The organism is Candidatus Zixiibacteriota bacterium (genome assembly GCA_035380245.1).
Taxonomy (GTDB): Bacteria; Zixibacteria; MSB-5A5; order GN15; family FEB-12; genus DAOSXA01.
Genome location: DAOSXA010000003.1, coordinates 419136 through 437765, shown reverse-complemented (window position 1 = coordinate 437765; position 18630 = coordinate 419136). Strand labels below are relative to the sequence as shown.

The 18630-nt window shown below is 52.3% G+C and carries 16 protein-coding genes; 2 read left to right on the top strand and 14 right to left on the bottom strand.

Annotated features, from left to right (window positions below; genetic code table 11):
- Nucleotides 1–247: 247 nt before the first annotated feature.
- The 14 genes from ppdK to PLF13_12070 form a co-directional block, all read right to left on the bottom strand.
- Nucleotides 248–3118, bottom strand: a complete 2871-nt coding sequence (ppdK, locus tag PLF13_12135) for a pyruvate, phosphate dikinase (GenBank protein ID HOP08028.1) — start codon at nucleotides 3116–3118, stop codon at nucleotides 248–250.
- Nucleotides 3119–3402: 284 nt separating this feature from the next.
- Nucleotides 3403–3750 carry a hypothetical protein gene (locus PLF13_12130; GenBank protein ID HOP08027.1) on the bottom strand — a complete coding sequence of 116 codons (348 nt, stop codon included), beginning with the start codon at nucleotides 3748–3750 and terminating at the stop codon, nucleotides 3403–3405.
- 468 nt (nucleotides 3751–4218) lie between these two features.
- Complete coding sequence (locus tag PLF13_12125; protein ID HOP08026.1) at nucleotides 4219–5037, bottom strand: hypothetical protein; 819 nt, start codon at nucleotides 5035–5037, stop codon at nucleotides 4219–4221.
- Nucleotides 5037–5918 carry a hypothetical protein gene (locus PLF13_12120; GenBank protein ID HOP08025.1) on the bottom strand — a complete coding sequence of 294 codons (882 nt, stop codon included), beginning with the start codon at nucleotides 5916–5918 and terminating at the stop codon, nucleotides 5037–5039. The genes PLF13_12125 and PLF13_12120 overlap by 1 nt, the downstream gene beginning before the upstream one ends.
- A 10-nt stretch (nucleotides 5919–5928) precedes the next feature.
- Nucleotides 5929–6744, bottom strand: coding sequence for a hypothetical protein (locus PLF13_12115; GenBank protein ID HOP08024.1), 816 nt, complete (start codon nucleotides 6742–6744; stop codon nucleotides 5929–5931).
- A 12-nt stretch (nucleotides 6745–6756) separates the two neighbouring features.
- Nucleotides 6757–7989: a hypothetical protein gene (locus PLF13_12110; protein HOP08023.1), complete on the bottom strand. Its 1233-nt coding sequence runs from the start codon at nucleotides 7987–7989 to the stop codon at nucleotides 6757–6759.
- Between the two features lie 32 nt (nucleotides 7990–8021).
- Nucleotides 8022–8849: a hypothetical protein gene (locus PLF13_12105; protein HOP08022.1), complete on the bottom strand. Its 828-nt coding sequence runs from the start codon at nucleotides 8847–8849 to the stop codon at nucleotides 8022–8024.
- Nucleotides 8846–9763: a hypothetical protein gene (locus PLF13_12100; protein HOP08021.1), complete on the bottom strand. Its 918-nt coding sequence runs from the start codon at nucleotides 9761–9763 to the stop codon at nucleotides 8846–8848. Before PLF13_12100 ends, PLF13_12105 begins: the two co-directional genes overlap by 4 nt.
- Nucleotides 9760–10437: a hypothetical protein gene (locus tag PLF13_12095; GenBank protein HOP08020.1), complete on the bottom strand. Its 678-nt coding sequence runs from the start codon at nucleotides 10435–10437 to the stop codon at nucleotides 9760–9762. Before PLF13_12095 ends, PLF13_12100 begins: the two co-directional genes overlap by 4 nt.
- Nucleotides 10438–10451: 14 nt before the next feature.
- Entirely contained in the window at nucleotides 10452–11714 is a 1263-nt protein-coding gene (locus tag PLF13_12090; GenBank protein HOP08019.1) for a hypothetical protein, read from the bottom strand.
- Entirely contained in the window at nucleotides 11714–12349 is a 636-nt protein-coding gene (locus PLF13_12085; protein ID HOP08018.1) for a hypothetical protein, read from the bottom strand. Before PLF13_12085 ends, PLF13_12090 begins: the two co-directional genes overlap by 1 nt.
- Nucleotides 12350–12361: 12 nt before the next feature.
- Complete coding sequence (locus tag PLF13_12080; protein HOP08017.1) at nucleotides 12362–13369, bottom strand: hypothetical protein; 1008 nt, start codon at nucleotides 13367–13369, stop codon at nucleotides 12362–12364.
- 2 nt (nucleotides 13370–13371) lie between these two features.
- On the bottom strand, nucleotides 13372–14022 hold the full coding sequence (locus PLF13_12075; protein ID HOP08016.1) for a hypothetical protein: 651 nt from the start codon (nucleotides 14020–14022) through the stop codon (nucleotides 13372–13374).
- A complete protein-coding gene (locus PLF13_12070) occupies nucleotides 14022–15308 on the bottom strand; it encodes a fibronectin type III domain-containing protein (protein HOP08015.1) in 1287 nt (428 codons plus the stop codon). Before PLF13_12070 ends, PLF13_12075 begins: the two co-directional genes overlap by 1 nt.
- Nucleotides 15309–15986: 678 nt before the next feature.
- On the opposite strand from PLF13_12070, the gene PLF13_12065 reads away from it, so the two are divergent.
- Together PLF13_12065 and PLF13_12060 are read left to right on the top strand one after the other, a co-directional pair.
- A complete protein-coding gene (locus PLF13_12065; GenBank protein HOP08014.1) occupies nucleotides 15987–17837 on the top strand; it encodes a glutamate mutase L in 1851 nt (616 codons plus the stop codon).
- Between the two features lie 11 nt (nucleotides 17838–17848).
- Entirely contained in the window at nucleotides 17849–18625 is a 777-nt protein-coding gene (locus tag PLF13_12060) for a hypothetical protein (GenBank protein HOP08013.1), read from the top strand.
- Nucleotides 18626–18630: the final 5 nt, after the last annotated feature.

Genomic DNA, 18630 nt, shown 5'->3' with positions numbered 1-18630 from the left:
CTTTATGTCCATCAATTACAACTAATAACCACTTAATAGACCGTCCCGAATACCACGGGTACGACCGGCTAAATCAAATTTGAATCAAGCCATCCTGTTTCAAAAGTCAAGCGAAAGTTCCCCCTTGCGGACGACCGTAGTCTACGACCGGAAGTTGCCCGTATCCCCCGGTCCAGGGCAATAAGAAAAGCGCCATCGGCCAGGCAACCGACGGCGCTTTATTCAATACCTTAATTCGGCGTGAAACTTACTTCGATTTCGCCTTTGACTTGCTGCCGTTGCGAATCGTCGCCTGAGCTGCCGCCAGACGGGCAATCGGCACTCTGAACGGTGAACAGGAGACATAGTTCATCCCGACCCGGTGACAGAAGTCGATCGAGTCCGGATCGCCGCCGTGTTCGCCGCAGATACCGACCTTGAGATCCTCTCTGACAGAAACACCTTTGTCCCGTCCCATTTTGATCAGTTGGCCGACACCTTCCTGATCGAGTGAGACAAATGGATCCCGGGGTAAAATGCCGTTTTCCACATAGAAATTGAGGAACTTACCGGCATCGTCACGTGAGAAGCCCATGCTCATCTGGGTCAGATCGTTGGTGCCAAAGCTGAAGAATTCGGCCTCGGCCGCGATTTCATCGGCGGTGAGAGCTGCTCGTGGGATTTCAATCATCGTTCCGACCATGAAATCCAGCTTCTTGATCTTGCGGCGAGCCATCACCTCAGCCGCCACCCTCAGAACCACCTCTTTCTGATTTTTGAACTCGTTGACATGTCCGACCAACGGGATCATGATCTCAGGATGGACCTTTTTCTTATCCTTCAGTAAAGCACAGGCGGCTTCAATGATAGCGCGAACCTGCATTTCAGTGATTTCGGGATATACGATACCCAGACGGCAACCACGATGACCGAGCATCGGATTGACCTCTTTGAGTTCATCAATACGGCGGAGCACCTTACGCAACCGCTCGTATTTCTCTTCGTATTCGTCATCCTTCTTGTCAAGGGCATCGATTTTAGCCTGGACACTGGCTTTATCGGGCAGGAACTCATGAAGCGGCGGATCGAGTGTACGAATCGTTACCGGCAATCCGTTCATGGCGTTGAAAATTCCGATGAAGTCCTTCTTCTGGAACGGGAGTAACTTGTCCAGCGCTGCCTGTCGTTCCTCGGGAGTATCGGCCAGAATCATACGCTGTACGATCGGGATACGATCTTCAGCGAAGAACATGTGTTCGGTGCGACAAAGCCCGATACCTTCAGCACCGAATTTAATCGCCTGCTCGGCATCGCGCGGCGTGTCGGCGTTAGTCCGAACCCGCAAATGACGGATTTCATCCGCCCAACTCATGAACTCGGAAAACTCACCGGAAAGCTCCGGATCGACCGTTGGTACTTCACCCAGAATCACCTGACCCGTCGAGCCGTTGAGCGTGATAATCTCGCCTTCCTTGATAATCAGCTTACCGATCTGGAATTGCTTTTTCTTGGCATTGACCCGGATCGCCTCAGCGCCGGAGACACAGCACTTGCCCATACCACGCGCGACCACCGCGGCGTGTGAAGTCATGCCGCCACGCGCCGTAAGAATACCGACCGCAGCGTTCATGCCCTCGATGTCGTCCGGATTGGTCTCTTCGCGAACCAGTACGGACGGCTTCTTAGCGCCGTGTTTAACGACATCATCGGCCGTGAAATAAACCGCTCCCGAGGCTGCTCCCGGCGATGCCGCCAAACCCGTAGTGACCACATCATAAGTCGCCTTGGGATCGAGACTCGGGTGAAGCAACTGATCAAGCTGTTGCGGCTCAATGCGCATGATCGCCTCTTCCTTGGTGATCAACTTCTCCTTGACCATATCCACCGCAATGCGTATGGCGGCCTGCACCGTACGCTTGCCCGTACGGGTTTGGAGCATGTACAGCTTCTTGTCTTCAATGGTGAATTCGAAATCCTGTACATCACGGTAATGTTTTTCCAACCGTGTCGTTATCGACTTGAGCTGTTTGTACACTTCGGGCATATCGGTGTTGAGCTGATCAATCGGCTGTGGTGTACGAATCCCGGCGACCACATCCTCACCCTGGGCGTTGAGCAGGTATTCTCCGTAGAACTCCTTCACACCGGTGGCGGGGTTACGCGTGAAACCAACACCGGTACCGGAGTCGTTGCCCAGATTACCGAAAACCATCGTCTGGATATTTACCGCGGTTCCGAGATCCGACGGCAGATTATTGAGCCGCCGATAGGAAATAGCCCGGGGATTGTTCCAACTGCGAAACACCGCGTCCCGGGACATGCGCAACTGAACGAACGGATCGTCGGGGAAATCTTCACCGGTCTTACGCTTGATAATCTTCTTGAACTTCTTGATGATGTCCTTGAGATCCGCTTCCTGAAGCGAGCTGTCCTGTTTTACACGACGGGTCGCCTTGGTCTTGGTGATGACCTCTTCGAACACATCTTTATCGATTCCCAGAACGACATTGCCGAACATACTGATGAAACGACGATAGCTGTCGAGTGCGAAACGACGGTTGTTGGACCGGGCAGCCAGCCCCTCGAGTGTGGTTTCATTAAGACCCAGATTAAGAACCGTATCCATCATGCCCGGCATGGAGAATTTGGCTCCGGATCTGACTGAAACCAGCAGGGGATTATCGGCATCACCGAACTTCTTGCCGGTAGCCTTTTCCATCATTGCCACACTGGCTTCGAGTCCGGCATCGATCTCCTTAGGCACCGTGAGATTGTTTTCGTAATACAACCTGCAGACTTCGGTCGTGATCGTGAATCCCGGAGGTACCGGAATACCGGCGTTGGTCATTTCGGCCAGCCCGGCGCCTTTCCCCCCGAGCAGGTCTTTCATATCGGCATTGCCATCGGCTTTGCCGTCGGCAAAGAAATAGTAGTACTTGCCTGATGCAGCGGCGCTCTTGGAACGCCCCTTAGTAGCAGTTGTCTTGGTCACAGTTTTCGTCGTCTTTCCCGTTGACTTTTTGACGGCCGTCTTCCGGGCCGCCGGTTCAGCGTTTCCCTTGGTTGTCTTTTTCGTCGTCTTCTTGCTTGTTTTCTTCGAGGCGGTCTTGTCGGCGCCTGAAGTCTTCTTAGGCGACATAATGACTCCTTTTACTCTATCATAAAACAGACAAAATTGCTTGATATTATTAATGTCCTCCTCAAGCAAAAGGCAACTAAATAATATAGACGAGGAGATCCCCGTAAGAAGCGACTGAAGGACTTAATTCTCCCGGGCGTAGCTATCCGCCGCCACACTTTCTCAAAGCGAAAGCAGACCTGTCCCGTAGTGTTTTTCGTTCGATCAGGATTAACTGAACCGAATTGTCGGGCGACCGCCTTAAATGACGGCCGCCGTAATTTTTCCGTAGCCGTCACCGACAGCTACATGGTGAAAAACCTCTCACCTTTGATAATCTTCTCGAGCATCTTCACCGTTTTTTCAACCGGCGCATGCATCAAATCGGCCGTGTTGAATGTGGTGCGGACGACTTCTCGAGGAGCCGTGAAACTGGCTTTGCCTCTACCACCCCGTGCTTTTTTCTTGTGCGTCAAGTTATACTGGCGTTGATATTCCTTCGCCTTTTCCTTGTGCATCTGGTAGTAGCGTCGCTGATACTCACGGCGCGCTTCCGCAGTCGAAAGCTTTCCCTTCCTGGCCCCACTCTCAGTGGTCTTAGCCTCGTTGTCGGTGCTGGTTTTGGCCTGGGCAGACTCACTTGTCCGAGCCATTACCTACCTCACTTTCCGTGTGTGTCAAAGATGGCTACCCTTCCATCTTCGTCCATTACCCGGTCTCTGGTAAATGGTTCCTCCAGCACTCAGAATAGGAAAACATTACCTGTATGTCAAGTAAATAATGTGTATTTTCAAGAAAAACTTACAGTTAACTCTCCTTTTCTTCATGACTTATCAATTGTAAAATAATGAGCATCCATAACGCATTGAAATCATATAAGTTGTCGAACAAGAACCAATCTGCCGTATCTTCTTGGTGTTTGGCTAATTATTACAATACCTTCGGCAAATGACATACACCATGAAACTCTGGTCATATTTTGCGCTTTTTCTTGCTGTCTGTTATACGAGTTAAACATCCAAAAGATTAGTGGAAGAACTGCCGTATTTTACATACACCACCAAAATAAAAAAGCCCCGCCGTTACCACGGCAGGGCTTTATTTCCAAATGTAACAAATAATTACTTCTGAACGGGCGCTTCCTTACCGCGATCGGTGAAGTATTTGATTATCTCAAATACTATATACCCGACCACGAACAGGACAAAAGCCCAGAACACAATCAAGAACCAGGCACTCCAATTCTCGTTGGTTCTGTCGAACGCCACATGTCCCCAGTCGAAAGCATCCTGAAGACGGTTGATGAAAAGAGAAATACGAGCCATTACGGTATAGCCGAACGAGGCACCGAATCCGATCATCAGAACCCAGATACCCAACTTGGCCGCGCCTCCGAATGCGCCGGTGTGTTCCTTCGAAAAGAAGAAATAAATAATTGCCGTCAAGGTACCGATGATAATCAGCACCTGCGACAATCCGCTATACACATCAAGAAGGTTGAAGCCGCCATGGCCGAAGAAATTGGAGAAATCAATCGGCGTCATCATGGCTACGAGCTGCTTATTCACTCGGTTGGACATCTCCAGAGGAATCGCCAGACCGGAAGCAATACCGATATAAAGCGCCAGCGGCCAGCGTGAGACCCAGGCATAGTTCTTCGAGAAACGGGTCCACATCATAATACCCAGAAGGGCGGGAATCACATAGAACCAGCCTGAGGCATCGAGGTAACCGTAATACCAATGGCCGTCGGCCAGACGTTCGAACAGCTTCGGCACCAGGCCGGTATGCCACAAGATAATCACGAAGTATCCGGCTGACACACCTACCACGAGATGCTCGGCGAACTTATAGAACGGGTTATCCTTGTACAGAAACGACAGCGTTGCCAACGTAACGAATACCCCGAAAGTTGCCCATAAGAAGGTAGTGAAATCCATTATGCCATACCTCCTTCCCGCTTCTCGCGACGACGAGCTGCAAAGAAACCTATATTACCCATTATGATGAAGAGGATAATAACCATGTGTGCGAATAACTGCACTCGCATACCATCCTTCGCACGACCGGGATTGTCGGCCAGCTCTTCGTACTGAGCTGCGCCCAGCAATCCGCCCATGATTCCCCGAACCTGACCGGAACCGAGATACGGGTAGTACTGTGCGGTCATAACTCCGGTCAAACCGAGAAACAGTGGGAAACCAAATCGACCCTGGCCGTATGAGATCCAGGCATCGGTGATATTACCACCCGACAAATCGATCACACAGGCACATTGGTCGTAATTCATAACGCCGTCCATCATCGGGATCGAGTCGATCGGCGTTCCATAATAATCGGACGGGAACGGCAAACGGAAGTCCTGCCCCATACCAAGAATAACAATGCCGTAATAAGGCTTGTAGCCCAGGAAGCAGTAATCCTTGCCGTTAACAATCTCGCGCCCTTTGTACGTGACACCATTAAATTCACGATCAAGGCTGAGCGAATCGGTCAGATCGCGGATAGCTTGATCGCACATACCGGGTCCGTTTTGGGAAAGGGCTGTAAATATGATCCGAAGTTTCTTCCGCCAGCAATGCTCCACGAGGGCATAGGTCATGGGATGCAATTCGGCCAGGTTGTTCGGATCGTAATCAATAGCAATGAAGACGATATCGCCTTCGGGCAAACTGTCGATGAATTTATAGATCGCCTCGGTTTCCGGTTCGGTCAGAATCGGGATCGAGAAATCGACCACGTACGACCAGACGCAGACAATGATCAGGAACAGGAAGACCCAGCGCCGATCCAGCATCATCAGTTTTTCAAATGCTTTCATGCGCTCCTCCTTATCCTTTACCCATATAGCCGCGTTCGATACCGAGGATCACCTTCAGAGCGGTCCCAACGATACCCAATCCAATCCCAACTACGATTGCACGTTGAGCGGCCAGATTCGGAACGTTCATCAACCAGTTAGACGCTTTGGCAACATACTCGGCGCCGGGAATGAACGGGTTGAAACGCAACATAACCAGCAATGCCGACAAGAGCAGCAATGAGGCCATGACGTTACGAGCCCGGAATGCTCGATAGGCAGCCGAAGCGATGTAGAACGCCAGAAGAGCAAACATCGTCGCCAGAATCGGCATCATAACATAGTCGAAGAATATCCGGAACATGCTGTTTTCGAGTCCTTCAGGCGTATAGAAATGAAACGCCCAGGCGTCATCAAACACAGCCACCAGAATAGCTCCAAGCAGCGTTACAACGGCACCCGCGAGCCACATCTTCTTCCGGCCGTCGTTGACGGCAGCGCGCATATTCATCAAACAGATAATGCAGGCCATACAGAAGAATATCCAGAGGAAATAATATCCCCAGGTGTCTCCTGTCTGTTGTGTGAAGCCGAAGGCTATCATTATAAAGAGACCAATTAACGTAACGTAGGAATACTGCCAGGCCTCTTTGCGGTTTTTAATCTTATCGGTGGACACCTTGAACAGGGACCAGATACCCAAAGCCAGGGCGAAGATCCCGATTACAATGATCCAATCCAGCAGATACTCGTAGATCCACTCCGAGTTTTCATGGGGAACAAAGTATTGAAACACCATGAAGAGCCCGAAGATGAACACGAGAGCATAAGGTATTTGTCTTCTCATGGGGTTTCTCCTCTAATCCACTACCCGGAACAAATCGACGAAACTTGTCCAGCCCAACTGCGCGGCAATCAAACCGATTATCGACAGCACGACAAAAATCGCCTTGCCCCAGTCCTGAGCCTTAAGCGATCCAAGAAGCTTCGGTTCGCGTCCCAGGTAAGCTGAAGCGGCATACAATTCTTCACCGATTAGCGTGTAGTCACAGGCAACAATAAAGAACGGAATCTGGGCAATTTCATCCGTGCCGGAAATCTGAATCGATCCGGCCATGGATCCGGTTTCGGCCAACAACAACGACTCCGCATAGAACTTACCCATATAGACATTGGTAGCAGGGCGTTCGCGGAGCATCAAACCGTTTACGGCCGCAACGTAAGCGAACTGTGACTGGGTTACGAAGTGAACGCAGTCTTCCTTATAGTCTTCCGGTCGACCGGCATCCATGTAAGCCGATTTAACCACTTCCTGAGCTACGGTCATCACGATCGGGTCATAGGTCGGCACCATCAACGCCGTCTGGTATTCCGCCACACGTTTGGCCACACGCCCCAGAATGGTAAACGAAGCAATCGTCGCCACATCCGCAGCGCTGCCGAGTCCCAACACGTAGAGAATCGGACGCCCCATTTCGGTGGCGCGACCGATAGCGTCGTCAACCGCTTCAATACCGCCAATCGGACGGATGTACAGTTCAGCACCGCCTCGGGCCTTCATCACGTAGAATATCGTGAAGAACGAAAAGATCAAGACAGCGATCAAAACCGCCCAACGACCCCGGTTGAACAATTGCCCGCAACTTTGAATCGGGCCTAACACGGCTGAAGGCGTCACCGCCGTCCAGCCCATCGACACCGCGTCGACACGATAGTAAAGATCGGTGTTGTCGGGCACGAAATTCTTGGCATCTTTATCCTTGGCACCGATGTGCTCGAAAGACACATTTCCGGCAGGAACAAATCCAACCGAATCGAACGGGCCTTCAGGATTGAGACTCAACAAAATCTGGTAACCCATAACCGAATTTTGGCCGGCACCGTCATCGGGAGAAGTCTCCCACCCGATAACGACGGCGTGACCATGATCGTTCGGTTTGTCCTTGCCGGTAAGCATCGACACCGGGGCCGGACCGATTACCTGTGTGGTGTCGATTGCCAGGCTGTCGACAACAGCAGGTTCGTCCTGGGCCAGCGCCAACGATGCGCCGAAAGCCATGACAAGAAACCAGACCAGGAGTTTAAGCTTCATAAGCCTCTCCGTTGTTTCTTATGTATTGTGTGTTAATTCTGTACAAGTCCAAGCCAGTCACCGAACAGGAAGGTGATACGACCTACCAGCAACGAAATACGCCCCATCACGGTGTAACCGAAAGATGCTCCGAACGTAATCATTAAAATCCAGATGCCGATTTTGGAAGCGCGACCGAACGTTCCCGTGTGCTCCTTGGAGAAAAAGAAATAAACGATTCCACAGAATACGCCAAGGAAAATCACCCAGTTGGTCAGCAAAGCCGCGAACTGTCCGGTAGCCGATAGATCGAAATTTGAGAAAAACGCCCCTATCCCCTCCCATGGATGTAACTTGGTGCTCATCAGGGGCACGAACGTTGATGATACCTGAACTATGAAATCAGAACGCAGGTACCTGATAAAATTCAAACCGGCGGTCGTACCGACGATAAATGCCAGCGGCCAGCGCGACAACCAGCCGTACTTGTTGGACAAGCGCGTCAATAACAATACACCCAGCACCACCGGTATGATATAGGCCGGATTCCATGGGCTGGCCTGATAGGGTTGCATAAAATAATTCGACAGCCCTTCGGACAGCCGTGGTATCAGGTTGCCTACGATCGTTGACCAGAAAGCCTGGCACATCCAATAGGCGGCCGAGACCCCCACGAATAGATGCTCGGCGAATTTATAAAGGGGATTGTCCTCATAGAGGAACGAGTAAATTGCCAAAGTCAGAAAGGCCGCAAAAGTCACCATGAAGGACTGAGCCAGATAATTTCCACCGTCACCGGCTATAACCAGCGCTTTGATCGCCCATGAGAAGATGAACAGAACGGTCACCACCCCGAAGATAAGGTAAGTGGATCGTCTCATGCCTTCCCCCCCTTGCGGCGAGCCATGAACATTGCCACATTGCCGATAACAATGAAGGCCATAATCACCAGGTGCGCCAGTGTCTGAGGTCCCATCATGCGCAATCCGGGCTGGTCGGTTTCGGCAAATCGAGGATGAGTTTTGGCCAGCTCCGATTCATACTCCGCAGCACCCTTAACCCCGCCTAAAATACCGACCACCTGCCGCGGATAATACGGATAAAGCTGAGGTGCTACCACGGCAGCGACACCGACACCGATCGGTACGTTGGCAACATCACCGACGAACAGCACCCATTCCTTGGGACCCGGGCGTCCTCCCCCGAGAGCAAGGATCAGGTCAAAGTCCGCACAAGATTTGATCGGCTTGAATATCTCGGTTTGATTCAACGGTACGCCGTTGATATCGGTGGGAAACATTTTTTTGAAATCGGTCACAACCACATTCAGAACGCCCTCGTTACCGGCCTTGTAACCGACGCTAATATAATCTACACCATCGACAATGTCGGGAAACTCCGGAAGTATCGTATTTTCGAGCGTCTGAGTCAGAAGTGTCTGCCCGGTAGCCCAGAGACACATGAAAACTACCTTGTGTCCTTTTACCAGACAATGACGCGACAGAGCATTGGCCATCGGTTGTACTTCGGGCGCCATGGCCGGATCGTAATCGAACGATATCAACACGGTCGAACCGGGGGGCATGCTTTCGATCTTGTCGAACAGATTGCGCACTACCGGTGTTGCTTTTTCTTCAAAGGTAATCGGGAACAGGATCGGAGCCGCAACCGCAACGAAAATAAACAGGAAAATCACTCGGCGTTCAACTTCCTTGCCCTGCACCGAACGAATGAACAGCCAGGCCAAACCACCGAAAATTACCACGAGGGAGATGATGACACCGATACCGCTCATGCTTTGTCACCTCCCAGATGCGACCGTTCGATACCCAGGATGAGACGTAACGACATTGAGATTACGCCCAAACCGATGCCGATCATGATCGCCCGCTGCCCCGCCAGGTTCGGAGAATTCATAATCCATACAGCCAGGTTGGGGATCTGTAATAACGAGAACGAATCGGGAATCCAGCCTGAGACCATCATGCCGAACGGTGTGCGCCCCAGCAAAATGATAAAAGCCGCGATCAACAGCAGTGTTGCCTCGCGGTTCTTGGCGCGGAAAGCTCGGTATGACGCTGAAGCCACGAAAAATGCCAGCAACGAGTACATGGTCGAACTCAGCGGAACGAGAACAGTGTGAAAGGTCTGATAAAACAATGATCCCGGGGCATCCACGGCCGAAGCGATGTTACCCGGATTGCCGATCTTGAGCAATCCGACAATCAACATCCAGGTAAAACCGACAATCGTGACGATCGAATATCCCCAGTCCGGTTTTTTGTTCCTGAGTTTATTGAAATGAACACGCAGTAAATTACCGCCTCCTAAAAAGAAGGCAAAAACGGCAATGATATCGAAGAACAGCGTAAAGGTGCGCTCCAGGTCTTTGAGCGGCGGAATAAAAACCGCCACTATGAGGAGCAATCCTACCAGGAACGTAATTGTCAGAGGTACAGCCTGTCGCATCACATCTCTCTACATCAGTTGCTCGAGAAGATTCGAGACAACCAGTTGAATATCCCCTCGAACAGCCCAATTTGATAAGCTTCAGCCAGGGTGACTGAAAGTACTCCGACAAGAATCACCACCATGGCAATAAACTTGCCTACATCCTGCCCTTTCAGCGAACCGAGCTGGCGTGGTTCACCTGACAGGTAGGCCGAAGCTGCGAACAGCTCCTCCCCGATCAAAGTAAAATCACACGCAGCAATAAAAAACGGCAACTGCGCCGGGCGAGCCGTGCCGGCGATCTGAATCGCTCCGACCGAGTTGCCGGTCTCGGCCAAAATGAGCGACTCGGCGAAAAACGCTCCTAACAGGAACACCGTTGCGGGTCGCTCGCGTACCATCACTCCGTCGACGGCCGCGACATAACCGAATTGTTCATCGGTAACATAGCTTACCATGTCATCGGAATAGGCATCCGGGCGCCCGGCCGTTTGATAGGCGTTCTTGATCGTCTCCCGCGCTGCGGTCATGACCAGCGAGCGCGAAACCGGCATGAATATCTTGCTGTCGAAATCGGCAATAGTGTGCGCTACCCGGCCGAGAATGGTCAAAGCCGCCAGTGTTTGCACATCGTCCATATCGTTAATACCGGGGATGAACAACACCGGACGCCCCATCTCGGTGGCGCGACCGACGGCATCGTCAATCGCTTCCAGGCCGGCTATTCTACGAACGAAGAGCTTCTTCCCGCGCTTGGCTGTTTCAACGAAATAGATCACCGCCCCGGAAATCACGAGCGCGATAAGAAATAAATAGCTCTTGTTAAAATCGATATTTTCAACCTGTGGCTGCAACGGCTGAGTCGTAATCGAGAGATATTCACTTCTGTCCGTTGCAATCGTTGCTACACGATAGCTGTAGACCGAATCTTTGACAACGTCCTTGTCTTCGTACTCAGCTTCACCGGGTAACAATTCGTCCAGCAATATCTCCGGGTTTCCATTAACCGAACGATAAATACGGTATCCCAATACCGGGCTATTCTGCAGCGATTCGCTTATAGAAGGAACCCAGGACAGGTCAACCTCTCCCCCGGCGTCATATTTATGATCTTCAGCCACCACCGAAGTTGGCGGTGCCACCCGAACGGCTGTCGTATCGGCAATAACGGAATCCGCCGGGGCGGCCTCCGTTTGGGCTGCTGCCGTGATCGATATACCGATCACAGCAGCAATAACCAAAAGCGCGATACGCACGGCACTCGGGCAGCCGAAGCTGTCGGAAGGACGTGTCACTAGTTGATCAACCCCAACCAGTCGCCCAACAGGAAATCGATGCGTCCGATGAGTAGAGACATACGGCTCATCACCGTGTATCCGAACGAGGCTCCGAAGGTGATCATGATAAAAAAGATCCCGACCTTGGCGCCGTAACCGAACGCTCCTCGATGTTCCTTCGAGAAAAAGAAATAGATCAGACCGGTGAATGTGCCGACCACGACTACCAGTTGTGACAATACCATTGCCAGCGGTGCGTCAACCCCCATTCCGAAGTGAGTCGACAGCAATGGCAGGATGGTCGCCTTGGTCTGAACCATGATGTTGGACGCAAGATAATTCATTAGCCAGAAGCCGGAGGTCGCACCGACGATAAACGACAACGGCCAGCGCGATATCCAGCCAATTTTCGGCACGAGGCGCAGCAACATCAAAATACCGAGAATCATGCCGATCCACAGCATCGGATCTTCGCCGACCCGATTGTAGAATTTACCGACGATATTGTCCCAGTACAGCACGATACACCAGTATCCCGCCGATACGCCGACAAAAATCGCCTCGCTGAGCTTATACCAGGGATTGTCCTCGTAAAGGAAAGACAGAATCCCCAGCGTAAGGAAAGCACCTAACCAGAGTGCAATATGTTCCATAGCCTGCCTGCCTTATCCTTTTAGGGCCGATTTGCGGCCACTGATGAAGAACGCTACGTTGCCGATCAAAATAAACGCGATCACGACCACGTGAGCAAACGATTGCGATAACATGAACTTGGTACCCTTGCCGCGGTAATCGGCTACATCCTCGAACTCCGCCGCTCCGCTCATACCTCCGAGCAGACCTTCAACCTGACCGGCGTTCAGATAGGCATATATCTGAGGCGCCTGTACCGCCGTGTTGCCGGCTCCGAGTCGAACACCGTAGCGGTCAACGGCCACCTGCACCCATTCCACCGTCCCCGGGAAACCGGCCGACAGGTTGACGCTGAAGTCGATGTTCGAGAAGTTCTTGATGTTTTTTACGAGCGGGAGACTCTGATACGGCGTGCCTTCGTAGTCGGTCGAGAAACTCGACTCGAACGAAGTCCCCATGCGCTGGATAACGAACTCGTTGCCGGTTTGGAAACCCAGATTGACGTAATCAACGCCGTACTTGAGGTCTTTTGCTCTAATCAAACTGTCTTCGAAAACTTTATCCAGAGCCAGGTTAGCCTGTTGGGGACCCTGCGGCCACAATCCCATCAGGATAACCTTCAGATCATGCTCGAAACAAACCCGGATAACAGATTCAGCCATCGGTTGTAATTCCGGTGCTGACGGGGGATCGTAGTCGAAGCTGATCAATACCTTGGAGCCCTTGGGCAAAGTCGTCAGGGCGTCGTAGAGCTGCTGAACCTCGGGAGAAACGGAGATCTTCTGGCTCAACGGCATGAACAGCGGCAGTGATACGGCAAAACCTACATAGAGGAATACGATCCGTCGTCCGATCAATTTGCCCTTGATGGTCAGGATCAGAATCCATATCAGCGAAAGCACGATAACCGTAATCACCAATGTCGAAACGAGCACGGAGAACTCGATCGGCCCGCCACCGGCAACCTTACGCCAGTATAGAATCAGGAAAACTACCGTTATCACCGCTATGGAGATAATTTCTTTCATGCGTGTACTCATATCTACTCGCCTCCTCCGATATGAGACCGCTCAAGTCCCAGGATAATCCGCAACGATGTCGACACGATCCCGAGACCGATACCGATCATGATAGCACGTTGTCCGGCCGCTTGCGGGTAGTTCATCACCCAGGAAGCAATATCCGCCAGGCGCCAGCCCTCAGGCATCCAGGACGACAACGAATAGCCGACCGGTACGCGTCCTATCATCACGAAGAACGCGGCAACCAGCAGCAGGGTCGCCTCGAAATTACGCGCCCGGAAAGCTCGATATGAGGCGGATGCAACGTAAAAAGCCAGAATGGCGAACATCGTCGCCGACAACGGTATGTATACGTAATTGTACAGCCAGTCAAAAGCTGTGCCCGGATTGCGGAAGCCTTCACCGCCCGCCGCACCGACGATCACCACCACCATGAAGGAGATAATGATCACGACCGCATACCCCCAGTCTTCTTTGCGAGCGGCCACTTTCTGCGCCGAGAGTTTCAACAGGTTGAGAGCCCCGAGCAGAATGGCGCAGGCCGAAACGATCGAGAACCAGTCCGAAAACCAGTCGCTCATCCGACCGAACGGCCAATGCGGGATGAAGTATTGAACGACAAAGACTATGCCGACAATCGCTGTAATCAGAAGTGGTATTTCTCTCCGCATCAGTCACCTATCACCGTGAAGAGGTTCGAGAGCTGGAAGATGCCGGCCGTTTCCAGAATTATTCCCAGAATAATAGCAATCAGGATCATGGCCTTGCCGACGTCCTGACCCTTTAGAGAACCCAGCAGCTTCGGTTCTTTTGACAGATAGGCTGAAGCAGCGAACAACTCTTCACCGATGAGCGTGTAGTCACACGATGCTACGAAGAACGGCAACTGCGACGGCATAGCCGTCCCGGCGATCTGAATCGCACCGATCGAATTACCGGTCTCAGCCAAAATCAATGACTCGGCAAAGAACTGTCCCATCAGGAATATCGTAGCCGGCTTCTCGCGGACAACCATACCGTCCACGCCGGCGGCATAACCGAACTGGTCGTCGGTCAGATAATGTACCTGGTCTTCTTTGTAAGAATCGGGTCGGCCGACCTTGGAATGCGCTTCCTTGACCACCTCGCGAGCCGTTACCATTACCATGGAACGGCATACCGGCACATCGAGATAAGTTTCGTACTGAGCGGCCAATTCCGCCACCCGGCCGAGAATCGTAATCGCGGCGATGGTCATCATGTTGTCCATGTCGCCGATACCGGGGACATAGAAGATTTTGCGACCCATTTCGGTGGCACGACCGACAGCTTCATCGATAGCCTCGAGACCCGCGATTTTGCGAATGAAAAGAGACTTACCCGATTTAGCCTGGCTGATATAATATATAATGAAGATACAGAGCAGAAGCGTTGCAACCAGCACATTGGTGCGCTGTTTGTTGAACCACTGCGCCGATGAACTCGCCGGAGCACTGGTCTCCGACTCGCTGAGAGTTCTTTGCAGATCCGAGTTGGCGTCGTAATAATTATTGAAGGCAACTACTTGATAAACGTAAGAGTGACCATCAACGACGTTCCCATCCTCACTGCTGTACTCAGCTGCTCCAGCCGCGACATCGCCTACTTCTTTGAACTCACCCGCTTGTCCGTCGATTACCTCCGCCCGCAAAACCAGATAGCCGTCGACGATTCCACCGTCGTGATCATCCGGTGATGCCTCCCATCGGACCGAAATCGATCCCCCGGCGTCATCAGGCGTATCGGCGGCAGTAATCGCGGCCGGTGCAGCCGGAACAGGCACCGTCGAGAGTGTATCTGTCAGGGAGTCGGCAACAGCCTCCATGGCTTCGGCATCCTGACCGAATACGGAGGTCGACATAAACAGCAGGAGAGCACTTGAGAGAGCAAGCAGGATACGGGCGGAAATAGCTAGTCCTGTCCGATAACTGTTGTTCAAACTGGTGTCCTAAACCTCTTTACGCACTTCCCGAGCGCCTCTTGTGAAAACAAGCGACGCCACAACTCCGAAGAGTGATTTCACCCGTGGCGGGAGAATCACATTTCAGTATATATATTCAAGACGCATCCCCTTGGAATGCGTGCAGAATATTGAATGTCAATCTACAGGCGCCCCAGAGGCAAGTCAAGCGAAAAAAGGCTCTAACTATTATATCGCAATGCGTTACAAGATATTACACGATCTCCTATCGTAACCCACCACTCCTGCTGTTCCTCCCGAAGATAGTTCTGAAAAACCAGATTGTGGCTGGTTATCACATCACTATAAAGGCCAATCCTACATAAGCGACTACTACCTTGATCTCACACAGCGAGCAGGCGCATATCCTCCACATTTACGACTTTGTTTAAACGACTTCAAGGGGCACCGCCAATCAATGTTACTTGCACCTATAGGCCAATTCCGGAAGCTGTCATGAATGTCCAGGTAAACAGTCCCGGTACTATAAGCGTCCCTAATCCCGACGTATCAAAATGACGCTTTACAAGGTGGACCGTATTCATTATAATCTTTGGCTCGGGCAGTATCTTAAGAATAGCCCACAGCAAATGCTATCCTTTTGATACTGAGCGAAATAGAGAAGGATATTGATTAACTTAATAGTAGGTTTCTTTAATGGCCAAATTCGAAAACCCTGATGATATCAAGGTAATCGTTGCAACCGACTGTGGTTCGACGACTACCAAAGCGATCCTCATCGAGTACGTCGACGGCGAGTACCGCCTTCAGGTCCGAGGCGAGGCTCCGACCACGGTCGAAGCCCCGTTCGAAGATGTGACCATGGGCGTTCTCAACGCCGTCCAGGAGGTCGAGGAGTTGTCCGGCCGCCGTCTGCTTGATGAAAACGGCAAGATCATCTCCCCGTCCGACGGTAAAACTGGTACCGATGTTTACATCTCTACCTCTTCTGCCGGCGGCGGCCTCCAGATGATGGTGGCCGGCGTAGTGCGGTCAATGACTGCTGAGTCGGCCGAACGCGCCGCTCTTGGCGCTGGAGCGATTGTCATGGACGTGATCGCCTCCAACGACAAACGTCTTCCCCACGAACAGATCGAACGTATTCGTCGACTGCGTCCGGATATGATTCTCCTGTCCGGCGGTATCGACGGCGGCACGACCACCCACGTGGTTGAAATCGCTGAGTTGATCGGCGCTGCCGATCCCAGGCCACGTCTCGGTTCATCCTATAAGCTGCCGATTATTTACGCCGGCAACAAGGACGCCACCGAAACGGTGAAAGCCACTCTGCAGGACAAGGTCGATCTGAAAATAGTCGACAACCTTCGTCCCGTCCTCGAACGCGAGAACCTTGGTCCTGCCCGTGAGGAAATTCACGAGCAGTTCATGGAACACGTTATGGCTCAGGCTCCCGGCTACAAAAAGCTGATGACCTGGACCGATGCCCCGATCATGCCGACTCCCGGAGCGGTGGGGCTGATCATTCAGACCATTGCCGATCAGTACGGCATCGAGGCCGTTGGTGTCGATATCGGCGGCGCCACCACCGACGTCTTCTCGGTCTTCCGCCCCGGCGGTGAAGATCCGGTTTTCAACCGAACCGTATCGGCCAACCTTGGCATGTCGTATTCGATTTCCAACGTGTTCGCCGAGGCCAGCCTGCCGATGGTCATGCGCTGGGTGCCGTTCGAAATGGACGAGCGTGATTTACGCAACCGCGTCAAGAACAAGATGGTGCGCCCCACGACCATTCCGCAGTCGATGGAAGAGCTCATTTTCGAACAGGCTATCGCCAAAGAGGCGCTCCGCCTGGCTTTCATTCAGCATAAGAATTTCGCCACCGTTCTCAAGGGTGTTCAGCAGCAGCGAACAATCGCCGATGCGTTCGAGCAGTCCTCGTCCGGGGCAACTATCGTTAACATGATGAGCCTCGACATGCTGATCGGCTCCGGCGGCGTTCTTTCTCACGCCCCGAGACGGCAGCAATCGGCTTTGATGATGATCGACTCCTTCCTGCCCGAGGGTGTCACCCGTTTGGCCGTGGACTCGATCTTCATGATGCCGCAGCTCGGCGTTCTGACCGAGGTACACAAAAAGGCCGCTACCGAGGTCTTCATCAAGGACTGCCTGATTCACCTCGGCACCTGCGTCGCACCGTCCGGCGAGATCAAGAAACCCGGCCCGGTCATGAAATACTCTATCGATCTTCCCGACGGCACCGTTTCAGGTACGCTCAACTCGCTTGAGATGAAACACTTCCCGCTTGGTCTCGATGAAAAAGGCCTGCCGATCACGGTCAAGGCGGTACTCGAACCGGAGCGCGGCTACGATGTCGGCGCCGGTAAAGGCAACAAAGTCGAGGCAGAGTTGTACGGCGGTGTGGTAGGACTGATTCTCGACGGACGCGGTCGCCCGTTCGATCTCTCCACCCTCAGCGGTAAGGAACGTGTCTCACACCTGAAGACCTGGATGACCGACCTGGATATTTATCCGAAGGAACGGCTCTAGGCCGAGGGGGAATGAGTATGAGACCTGGCCCGATAACAACGATGGTTGTGTTCCTGGCGATGCTGTTCGGCGTTGCCGCAGCGAGCGCCTCGACGAACTATGTCTGCTGGAGAGGTGGATTCTATTTCAGTTATCCGGACTTTTACCGGCAGGTGGACTACAACCTTGTTGACTCTTACCTGCAGAACCGGGGCATTGGACGTTCGGCCTTAAACTACGAAGTAGTCCTGGCTGACTCAACCGCCGACCCGTTCTTCTCAGGTGAGTATCTCATACTCTCATTCACGCCGCTTGACAGCTTGGGACAAAAACAGATCGACTCCGTTCTGGCTTATTATCGTCACGGTTTTGAAACCGGCATCAGGCATGCTCCTCTTGCGACATTTCTGGAGAATCTGCCCCGTAGTATCCCTTATTACGATGCCGCATTGAAAACGATCACTTTCGCGAACGACATCGGTGCCGACAGCTCTACGATGCGACGCGGCATAGTGATCGAGAAAATGTTCGACAAGGGAATTGCCACATTCTACTTCTATGCTCCGGATTCCCTTTTCCAGAAACGCACGGTCGGCGACATCGGAGATATTATCCGTTCGTTCTCGACCGAGAATCTGGAAGAAGCCGCTAAAGGTGAACCAATTAAGGTGGCTGATCTGTCGGATGTTGATCTCACACCGGACGAATTCGAAAAAGACCGGAGTCCGTTTCCCTGGTTCTATGTAATCGCCGCACTGATTGTGCTGGTGATACTGGTGTTCGCCGTCAAGCGACGCAAGAACGTTTGAAGATA